The 10,773-nt window shown below is 73.0% G+C and carries 6 protein-coding genes; all 6 read right to left on the bottom strand.

Annotated features, from left to right (window positions below; all coding sequences use genetic code 11):
- Window positions 1-4,748: beta-ketoacyl synthase N-terminal-like domain-containing protein (locus ACZ7DL_RS38625; protein WP_470781695.1), on the bottom strand; the 4,748-nt coding region annotated here is incomplete at its 3' end.
- Window positions 4,749-5,174: 426 nt separating this feature from the next.
- Window positions 5,175-6,368, bottom strand: a complete 1,194-nt coding sequence (locus ACZ7DL_RS38630; RefSeq protein WP_470781697.1) for a cytochrome P450 — start codon at window positions 6,366-6,368, stop codon at window positions 5,175-5,177.
- A 99-nt stretch (window positions 6,369-6,467) separates the two neighbouring features.
- Complete coding sequence (locus tag ACZ7DL_RS38635) at window positions 6,468-7,103, bottom strand: FMN-dependent NADH-azoreductase (protein WP_470781699.1); 636 nt, start codon at window positions 7,101-7,103, stop codon at window positions 6,468-6,470.
- Between the two features lie 223 nt (window positions 7,104-7,326).
- A complete protein-coding gene (locus ACZ7DL_RS38640) occupies window positions 7,327-8,661 on the bottom strand; it encodes a helix-turn-helix transcriptional regulator (protein ID WP_470781701.1) in 1,335 nt (444 codons plus the stop codon).
- A gap of 791 nt (window positions 8,662-9,452) precedes the next feature.
- Window positions 9,453-10,262, bottom strand: a complete 810-nt coding sequence (locus ACZ7DL_RS38645; protein ID WP_470781703.1) for a LytR/AlgR family response regulator transcription factor — start codon at window positions 10,260-10,262, stop codon at window positions 9,453-9,455.
- A 102-nt stretch (window positions 10,263-10,364) separates the two neighbouring features.
- The coding region (locus ACZ7DL_RS38650; RefSeq protein ID WP_470781705.1) for a tetratricopeptide repeat protein at window positions 10,365-10,773 on the bottom strand (409 nt) is incomplete at its 5' end.

Below are 10,773 nucleotides of genomic sequence, written 5' to 3' on the forward strand. Positions count from 1 at the left end.
GGCGCCAAAGCACGGGCGCACTCCTCGATCCGCTCCGCGAACACCGGCGAGGAATCCAGCAGCTCACGACCCATCCCCAGCCACTGCGAACCCTGCCCCGGAAACACCAACACCGTCCGCCCGGCGGACCGCACGGCGCCCGTCACCAGCCCGGCCGCCGACTCCCCGCGAGCCAGCGCCGCCAGCCCGGCCACCGCCTCCTCACGGGACCCGGCGACGACCACCGCCCGCTCCGACAACACCGCCCGACGCGCCACCAACACCCCGGCGACCTCCACCAGTGACGCGTCCGTGTCGCCGACGAACGCGGCCAGCCGCTCCGCCTGCCCGGCCAGCGAACCCTCCGAGGCCGCCGACACCACCAACGGCACCGGGCCGTCATACGGCGCCCGGTCGGCCGCCGGCTGCTCCGGTACGTGCTCGATGATCACGTGTGCGTTCGTGCCGCTCACGCCGAACGAGGACACTCCGGCCCGGCGCGGACGCCCGGCTTTCTGCGGCCACTCCCGGGCCTCCGTGAGCAGTTCGACCGCGCCCACCGACCAGTCGACCTGGGAGGAGGGGGCGTCGACGTGCAGGGTGGCGGGGAGGACGCCGTACCGCATCGCCTGGATCATCTTGATCACACCGGCGACACCGGCGGCGGCCTGCGTGTGCCCGATGTTCGACTTCAACGACCCCAGCCACAAAGGCTGTTCGCGGTCGCGTCCGTACGTCGCCAGCAGCGCCTGCGCCTCGACGGGGTCGCCGAGGGTGGTGCCCGTGCCGTGGCCCTCGACCGCGTCCACGTCCGCCGTGGTCAGCCGGGCGTCGGCCAGCGCCTTGCGGATGACGCGCTGTTGGGAGGGTCCGCTCGGGGCCGTCAGGCCGTTGGAGGCGCCGTCCTGGTTGATCGCGCTGCCACGGACCACCGCCAGCACGCGGTGGCCGTTGCGCCGGGCCTCCGAGAGCCGTTCGAGGACGAGGACACCGGCACCCTCGGCCCAGCCGGTGCCGTCGGCGGCATCCGCGTACGACTTGCAGCGGCCGTCGGCGGCCAGCGCCTGTTGCCGGGAGAACTCCACGAAGGTGCCCGGGGTGGCCATGACCGTCGCGCCGCCGGCCAGCGCCATGGTGCACTCGCCGTTGCGCAGCGCCTGGGCGGCCAGGTGCATCGCGACCAGGGAGGAGGAGCAGGCGGTGTCCACGGTCACCGCGGGGCCTTCGAGGCCGAGCACGTAGGCGACCCGGCCGGAGGCCACGCTGGACGCGGTTCCGGTGGTCACGAAGCCTTCGAGTACCGCGGGGACTTCGCCGCCGGTACCGTACTGCTGGCCCATGACTCCGGCGAACACGCCGACGTCGGTGCCCTTCAGCGACAGGGGATCGATGCCCGCCCGCTCCAGCGCCTCCCAGGACGTCTCCAGGAGCAGCCGCTGCTGCGGGTCCATCGCCAGCGCCTCGCGCGGCGAGATGCCGAAGAAACCCGCGTCGAACAGGCCGGCGTCCGGCAGGAATCCGCCTTGGGCGACGTAGGACGTGCCGGTCTTCTGCGGGTCGTGGTCGAAGAGACCGTCGAGGTCCCAGCCGCGGTCGGTCGGGAAGTCCGAGACGGCGTCCCGGCCGGCCGCCAGCAACTGCCACAGCTCGTCAGGCGAGTTGATGCCGCCGGGCAGTCGGCAGGCCATGCCGACGACGGCGATGGGCTCCTGCGGATCCGCGTCCGCGGTCGGCTGTTCCGCCTGGGCCGGGGTGTCGGCAAGGCCGAGGATCTCCGTGCGCAGATGGGCCGCCAGGTCCCGCGGGGTCGGGTGGTCGAAGGTCACGGTGGTGGGCAGCCGTAACCCGGTGTGCTCGGTCAGCCGGTCGCGCAGGGCGACGACGGCCACCGAGGTCAGGCCCAGGTCGCGGAAGGCGCGGCCGGCCGGCAGGGGGGCGGCGTCCGGGCCGTGGAGGACGGTGGCGGCCTGCTCGCGGACCAGGTGTTCGAAAAGGGCCAGTTGGGCTCGCTCGTCCAGGCCGGTCAGACGTGCGCGCAGGGCGGCGGTGACACCGGCGTCGGGGCGGACCTGCCGCCCGGGCGGCTCGGTGAGGGCGCGGAGGATCGCGGGTACCGGCCGGGTCGGGCCGGGCGGTGCCGGGCGCGGCGCGAGGAGGGCCGGGGCTTCGCCGGCCAGGAGGACGTCGAACGCGGCCAGGAGATCGGCGAGTCGGGCGGTGTCGTCGGCGGCGGCCCAGGCGAGGGTGGCGGCGGCCGGGCGGGCGTAGGTGACGGCCTCGGTGAGGGCGCCGCGTACCGCTCGGTCCGGGTCGCCGGGTGCGCCCAGGGTCGCGGTGCCGTCGGTGACGGCGATGAACCGTGCGGTGTCGTCCACGAGTTGGCCGAGCGTGCGGACCAGGTCGGGGTCGTCGGCGGTGTGCACCACCGCGGTCACCGCGCCGGCGTCCGCCAGGGCAGCGCGCAGGCCGGAGGTGTCGGCGGTGGCGCTGGTGGTGTGGGTGCCGGCGGGCCAGGCGTCCGGGTCGGTTTGTTCGGTCGTGCCGGGTGCGTGGACGAGCAGCAGGTGGGTGGCCTGGTGCACGGCGGCGAGGTGGTGGGCGAGCGCGGCGCCGAGGGGGGTGTCCGTGCCGGTGATGACGACGGTTCCGGGACTGGCCAGAGCCGGGGCGGGCCGAGGCCGGTCGTCCACGGGGGCGGGTGACAACCGGGGCACCAGCAACTCCGTACCGCGAACGGCAAGTTGGGGTTCTCCGGCGGAGAGTGCGGCGAGCAGCGTCTCCGCGTCCGGGGGCTCTGCGTCGAGGTCGATGACGGTCGTCTGCAGGTGTCCGCCGGCCTGGAGGGACCGCACGGCGGCCCACAGCGCGGCGCCGACGGGGTCGGGCGCGGTGGTGCCGGCGGGCGTGGCCGACCGGGTCAGGACCACCAGCTCGGCGGGGGCACCTCCGCTGGTCACCTGTTCGGTGAGGAGGCGGGCCTGGTTGCGGGGGTCGGCGGCGGGGGCCGGCGGCAGCAGGAGGATCGGGCCGGGGGCCGTACCGGCTGCGGCGGAGGCCAGGTCGGTGTGGAGTTCGGCGCGGACACCGGCCGCGCGCAGGGCGGCGACGAGTCCGTCCGTGTCCTCCCCGACCACGGCACACGCGGCCGGGCGTGCGCCGCCGGTGCCGACCGGTGCGGGGACCCACGCGATGCTGAGGAGTGCGGCGTGGTGGCCCTCGGCCGTATGGCGCGGCCAGTACGGCTGCGCGGCGAGCAGCCGGCGGACGATCTTGCCGGAGGCGGTGCGGGGGATGTCCGCGACCTCGTGGATCCGCTCGGGGATCTTGTATGCGGAGAGCCGGGCGCGGCAGTGGTCGAGCAGGGCGGCCGTGTCGAGGCCGGCCGGGCCGGGGACGACCCAGGCGACGGGGACCTCGCCGAGGGTGTCGTGGGCGGCCCCGGCGACCCCGGCGTCGGCGACTCCGGGGGCGGTGCGCAGGACCGCCTCGACCTCGTCGGGGTGGATGTTCTCGCCGCCGCGGATGATCAGGTCCTTGAGCCGGCCGCAGACGGTGAAGTAGCCGGCCTCGTCCCGGCGGGCCAGGTCGCCGGTGCGGAACCAGCCGTCGCGCAGGGCGGCGCGGGTCGCCTCGGGACTGTTGTGGTAGCCGACCATGACGTTGGGCCCGCTGACCCAGACCTCGCCCTCCTGTCCGGGGGGCGTGTCGTGCCCGGTGTCGGGGTCGACGATGCGGACGTCGACGCCGGGCACGGGCAGACCGCAGGAGCCCTCGACGCGGGCACCGTCCGGCGGGTTCATGGTGATCGCGCCGCAGGTCTCGGTGGAGCCGTAGGCGTCGACCAGCGGGACGCCGAAGGTCTCCTCGAAGGAGCGGCGCAGCTCGGAGCCGGTGACGGCGCCGCCGACGAGTCCGATGCGCAGGTCGGGCAGGGCCAGGCCGGTGCGGCGGGCGGTGGCGACGAGGTGGTGGTAGGTGGTGGGGACGCCGGCGAGGAAGGTGGCCTGCTCCGCGCGGAGCAGGTCCAGGACGTCGTCGGCTGAACTGCCGTCCGTGATGCGGGCGGTGGCGCCGACGGAGGTCACGGACAGCACGCAGGCGATGTGTGACAGGCTGTGGAAGAGCGGCAGCGGCCACAGCACCCGGTCGTCCTGGCGCAGGTCCGGGATGGGTACGTAGCTGGCGGCGACCGACCAGAGGCAGTTGCGCTGGGTGGACAGCACGCCCTTGGGGCGGCCGGTGGTGCCGGATGTGTAGAACATCCAGGCCACCTCGTCCAGGCCGAGGTCGTCGGGGGCCGGCGTGCCGGGTTCGGTGAGCGCGAGGTCGTCGTAGGAGTGGGTGCCCGACGGGACCGGGGCGGGGCCGGCGACCAGGACGGTCGCGTCCGGCACGGCGGACGACAGCATATGCAGAAACGTCACTGCACTGCTGGCCTCGGCGAGGACGAACCCCGCACCGCTGTCCGCGAGGAGGTACTCCAGCTCGGCCGGCGCGGACCGCGGGTTCACCGGCACGCCGATACCGCCGGCGCGCACGACCGCGAGATACCCCTCCACCATGGCGACGGAGTTGCCGAGACAGAGCGCCACCCGGTCGCCTCGCCGCAGCCCGAGGCGGACCAGATGTCCGGCGAGCCGTCGCGTCCGCGCCTCCAGTTCCGCGTAGGTGACCGCGCGCCGGTCGTCGGCGAAGGCGACCTTCTCCGGGATGCGGAGAGCGTGCTCGTGCAGCGTGACCGCAAGCGGTGTGACCAGGTCGGGACGCACGCCTCGGACTCCTTCCACAGGGCGGCAGCGGGTACCGGGAGCAGCGGGTCGGGGGCGGATACCGGACACGGCGCGGGCGGCTGTGCGGCATAGGACAGCCGGCCGTCGTCCGGAACGACGGGAGCAGACATCCCTCCGCCGCGGCGGTGCGCGCGGCGGTCAGGCGCCCGGAAGGGAGCGGGAACGGCCGGTCCGCGCCGCGTTGGCGGGCGAGGTGGCCGGTCCCACCGCCGCGGACGGCCGGGAGGCCGGCCCGGAGCGGCCGGAGCGGGCGGTCGGGGCCGGCCCGCGCACCGTCGCGCGGGTGGCCGCCGTACCGCCGGATGGTCGGCGAGGGGCGGGCGTACAGCCAGGTGACCGGGCGGCCTGCCGAGCGGCCGGCGGGCTTGCCCGGGCAGCGGAGGGCCTACCAGGAGAGCGGAGGGCTCACCAGGAGACCGGGAGGCTCTTCAGGCCGAAGACGGAGCCGCGCGTGCGCAGCGGGACCTCCTCGGCCGGGATGGCCGCCCGCAGGTCGGGGAAGGCCCGCAGCAGCGCGCGCAGGCCGGTACGGAGTTCGAGGCGGGCCAGGTTCTGGCCGACGCACTGGTGGATGCCGTGGCCGAACGCCAGGTGCCCGGCGGTGTCACGGTCGAGGTCGAGGTGCGCGGGGCAGCCGTACTTGGCGGGGTCGCGGTTGGCGGCCGGCAGCGACACCGTGACGGTCTCCCCCTTCTTCACCAGCTGACCGTCCAGCTCGACGTCCTCCAGCGCGGTCCGGAAGATCTCGTACTGGTTGACGGTGACGTAGCGGAGGATCTCCTCCACCGCCGTGTCGATGCGGGACAGGTCGGCGCGCAGGGCGGCGAGTTGCTCGGGGTGGTGCAGCAGCGCCAGGACACCGACGCTGAGCGCGCTCTCGGTGGTCTCGTAGCCCGCGAAGAGCAACAGGGCCACGATGTTGCCCAGTTCCTCGTCGGTCAGCTCGCCGGCGGCCAGGAGGCGGCTGATGATGTCGTCGCCGGGCTGCGCGCGCTTGCGCTCGATGGTCTCCCCGATGAGCGCGCCGACCTGCTGGTAGACCGCCATCGACTCCTCGGCGTCACCGTCCGGGTCGTGGGTGATGGCAGGCGCGTCGGCGTACCGTTCCCGCTCCTCGTAGGGCAGGCCGACCAGGTCGGACAGGACCCGCAGGACGAGCGGCTTGGCGAAGGTGGTGAGCAGGTCGGCGGGGGCGCCGTGCTCGCGCATCACCTCGATCTGCTCGACGGCTACCGTCTCGATGTGCGGGGTGAGTTCGGCGATGCGCCGGACGGTGAACTCCCGCGCCAGCATGCGGCGGAACCGGGTGTGGTCCGGCGGGTCCATGTGGATCAACATGCCGGGCAGCGCCGGGAACTGCGGGACGGTGGAACCGTACTTGGTGACGGGAAAGTGCCCGATCTCCAGGCTGTGGCTGAAGCGGGGGTCACTGAGTACCTCGCGGACGATCTGGTGGCTGGTGGCCAACCAGCCGATGTGACCGTCGGGATAGGCCATCCTCGCGAGCGGGCGTTCCTCCCGGAGCTTGTCGAAGATCGCGGGCGGATCGAAGTGATGGGTGCGTGACCAGACTTCCTCGTAGGAGAGCATCTCGCTCATGAAGCACCTTCCCCACAGTGTGTGCGAACGTACCTGGCCCGCGGATATCCGCACCCCTGAGCCCCGGGTGCGCCCGCCCGTGCATGGTGGTGCCGAAGGTCAGACGGCGAGCTTCCGCAGGGTCTCCCGGGCGTCCGCGAGGGACTTCTCGCCCAGTGGCTTCAGCTGCGCCATGGCGGGCACGATGGCCGCGAAGGTCAGCTCGGCGTGCACGAACCTCAGATGGTCGGCGAGGCCGATGGCGCCGAGCACGGCCCGCAGGTACGGCTCCTGGTAGTCCCAGCCCTCGCGCGGGGTGCCGGGGGCGTAGGAGCCGCCGCGCGCGGTGACGACGATGACGTTCTTGCCGCTCAGCGCGCCGGACTCGGCGCCCGGGGGCAGCATGTGCGCCGGGGTGACGAGCCGGTCGATCCAGGCCTTGACGGACGACGGGATGGTGTAGTTGTACATCGGGATGCCGAGCACGATCGTGGTCGCCTCGCGCACCTCGGCGTGCAGCGCCTCGGTGAGCGCCTGCTCTTCGGGGGTGACGCCGTGCAGGGCGCCGGCCGGGTCGAAGAGCCACTCGCGCACCTCGTGCGTGATGTGCGGGATCGGCTCGGCACCGAGGTCACGGTAGGTGTAACCGGCGTCGGGGTGGTACTGCCGCCACTGGGTGACGAACTCGGCGGTGAGCTGCCGCGTCACGGACTCGCCGGAGCGGATGCTCGCGTCGATGTGCAGAAGCTGGGTCATGACGTGTCTCCTGGCCAATCGGTGTGGCTGTTCCGACAACCCGCCCGGTCGTTTCCGGGCGGCGCATGCCGGCGGGACGGCACAACACGTGAGGAGCGGTGTTTCCCTCGGTCGAGGCTACGGCGGGAGACCGCCGCGGCGGCATCCCTCAGGTTGGTAGGGCCGGGGTGGTGGTGCGGGCGCGGAGCCGTCACCTGCGACGACGGTGCCGCGCCGACAGTGGCTAGACGGCCTGCCGGGCCATGGAGGGGCGGGCCAGGAAGCCGGGCTCGGGCTCGCCGGGGCTGTCGTCGGCCTCCTCCACCAGGATCCGGTTCCAGGAGCGGGCCAGTTCGACGCGGGAGGTCACGTCGAGCTTGCGGAAGATCTTCTTCAGGTGGAACGCCACCGTGTGGGGGGAGATGTAGAGCTGGCTGCCGACCCGCCCGTTGGTGAGGCCCTGGCTGACCAGCTCGGCCACCGCGAACTCGGTGTCGGTGAGCCGGCTGACCCGGGTCCGGCCCCTTGCCGGCCGGCCGCCGTGGTCGTCGAGTTCCCTCAGCCGGCTCTGCACCCGGGAGAGGTCCCGGGACGCCCCGGCGCCCAGGTAGGCGTCGGCCGCGCGCCGGAGCAGGTCGACCGCCTGGTCGCGTTCCGTGTCGCGCGCGGAGCGCATCCGGCTGGCGTCCTCCAGCGCGGACGCCCGGGCCCACGGGTCCAGGTGCCGCTCCGAGGCGGCCTCCAGGGCGTCCACGTCACGCTCGTACAGTCCGGCGGCGTGCTCGGACGCCGCCTGGATGCTGCGGAACCCGGGGTTGCCGCGGGCGAGTTGCCGCATGGTGCGGACGGTGCGCTCGGCCAGGTCGTCGTCGCCGAGGCGCTGCCCGGCCCGCACCAGCCAGGAGGCCGCCGCCGGCTGGGACACCAGCAGGTCGCACGCGAGCACCTCGTCGTGGATGATGCCCTTCAGCAGGTGGGCCACGCTCTCCAGCCCGTCGCGCGCCTCCAGGGCCTGGGCGGCGGCCCAGACGCACTGTCCCGGCATCAGGTTCTCCTGCCCGAGCAGCCCCGCGTCCCGCAGCCGGTTCGCGTAGAGCAGGCCGGTCGTCAGGTCCAGCGAGCGCACGGAGCACACGGCCAGGACCACGTGCCCGCGCGGGGGGAGTCCCCGGCTCCCGGCCTGGACCGCCAGCCGGAGACCCGCTTCGGCCGCCGCCGTCGCCTCGGTGAGTTTCCCCCCGGCGAGATGGATCTCGGCCTGGCACAGCAGCAGCGCGGCCTCTACCTCCGGTCGGTGCGGTCCCGGGGAGGCGGGTGCCTCGCCGGCGATGAGACGTTCGGCGGGCCTGAGGCCGCGGACGCGCGTCAGCAGCGTCGCGTACCAGATGCGCGCCTCCAGTACGGCCGCACGGCCGGCCCGTTCCCCCTGGGCCGGTTCCGTGGCGGCCGCGGCTAACTCGATGCTTTTGCCGAGCCGTCCGTCAAGCCAGAACAGCGCGGATTGTGCAAGAGAACGGCCTGGTTCGGTGGAGGATTCCAGAAGTATCTGCTCGGATATGGCTGAATATCGCGGGGGCACTACAACCTCTGCCTAGTAATCGGGTGGCGTGGTGAACTCGTGGGGTGTCGCTCGGACCCGTCGACCGTTTCTTCCGGACCGTGCGTACGCTGCTCATCGCATCCCCCTGTCGCGTACGTGGTCCGCCCGCTCGTGTCCGGCGGGGGTGCCCGGTCCCCCGGTAGGGCAGTCCAGGGCCTGGCCCAGGAGTGCCGAAAGGTGTCTTGCGTCCGCTCGCATCCGCTGTCCAGCACGATTTCGCGCCTCACAGACCGCGCGTCAGCGTCCGGTGCGCCACGCTCCGGGAACGGACGGTCTGCGAAACCCGCCCTGCCTCAGCAGTTGCCGCGTGGCACGGTCCGGATTGACGAAGGACATCAGGTACCCCCCCTGGCCTGTGACCCAGTTGTCCGTGTTGCCTACACGTGTGGTGAACCGCAGTCGCGCACGAACGTCACAAGGCTGGCGAGAAATAAAGCGCTCGCCACCTACTCATTCCTCCCTTCACAACCATACGTATTCATTCGGTGAAGTACCACGAATCGCTGTGACGCTCCCGTTAACGGTCATCAACGACTGCTCGGGAGCGCGCGCGGCCTCGGCCGCCGTTCACCATTCCCCCACACAAGTTCCGCCCCTGACCGCGCCGCAAGGCGGCTCGCCGTCGCACGGGTCTCAGGGGTTAGCCCTGCCCGTGTCGGCGCCGGTGTGAACGTGACCAACGCCACGGCGGAGAAGCACCGTTCACCAGGTGGAGGCACCGTCGGGGTTCGGCCACCGTGGCCGGACGGCTACGTCCCCGCGGGCCTGGCTCAGTGTGTTCGGCCCGCCGCCCGGCCGGCCAGCAGATCCCGCAGCTCCCTGGCGTTGCGCCGGCTCACGGCGAGGACCCGGTCGCCGATCCGGACGGACAGATTGCCGCCGTCCACGCGGAGTTCCTCGATCCGGCCGAGGGCGACGAGCCGGCTGCGGTGGATCCGTACGAAACCGCGCGAGCGCCACTGTTCCTCCAGCGTGGACAGCGGTATCCGCACCAGATGGCTCCCCCGCCCGGTGTACAGCCGCGCGTAGTCACCCTGTGCCTCGACATGGGTGATCTCGGCGAGGGGCACGAAGCGGGTGACCCCGCCCAGTTCCACGGGCACCTGGTCAGCGGGGGCGGAGGCCGGGGACGCGGGTACGGCGAGGGCGGCCGGGCGGGGCCCCTGCCCGGCCCGGACCAGCTCGGTGATCCGGCGTACGGCCTCGGCGAAGCGCTCCTTGCGGAGTGGCTTGAGCAGGTAGTCCACGGCCTTGAGCTCGAAGGCGCGTACGGCGAAGTCCTCGTGCGCGGTGACGAAGACGACCAGCGGCGGCGCGGCGAACCCGCCCAGCAGCCTGGCCAGTTCGAGACCGTTCAGGCCGGGGATGTTGATGTCGAGGAAGACGACGTCGAAGCCCTCCGGGCCGTCCGGGCCCTCCTCCAGCGCCCGGCTCAGCCGGCGCAGCGCCTCGGTCGCCTCCGCGGCCGGCACGACCGTCCCGACCCGCGGGTCCTCCCCCAGCAAATACAGCAGCTCGTCGAGCGCGGGTTGTTCGTCGTCCACGGCCAGGACGCGCAAGGGCACGTCATTCACCCTCATGTGCGGCAACTCCTCTCGCCCACGACCGCTCTCCCATGGTGATCCCGCCGGCCGTCGCGGTCAAGATCGCGGACGGGCCCTCTGCCGTGTTGCCCGACAGGTCTACGGTTCGTCCGTCGTCCTGTCCAGTGATGCGCGGAGGGCAGTCAGATGGCTCAGGCGCGCCGCGGTGTCCGGGTGTTCGGGGCCGAGCGCCGACTCGCTGATCCGCACCGCCCGCTCCTGAAGCGACAACGCCTCGGCAGGGCGGCCCAGAGCGACGTAGGTGGCGGCGAGGTTGCTCAGGCGGATGGCTGTGCTGGGGTGATCGGGGCCGAGCGCCGACTCGGTGATCCGCAACGCCCGCTCCTCCAACGGCAACGCCTCCGCATGACGCCCCAGAGCGCTGTACGTGTGGGCGAGGTTGCTCAGGCGAGTGGCTGTGCTGGGGTGATCGGGGCCGAGCGCCGACTCGGTGATCCGCAACGCCCGCTCCTCCAACGGCAACGCCTCCGCATGACGCCCCAGAGCG

It is taken from the genome of Streptomyces sp. NPDC036984 (assembly GCF_055607665.1).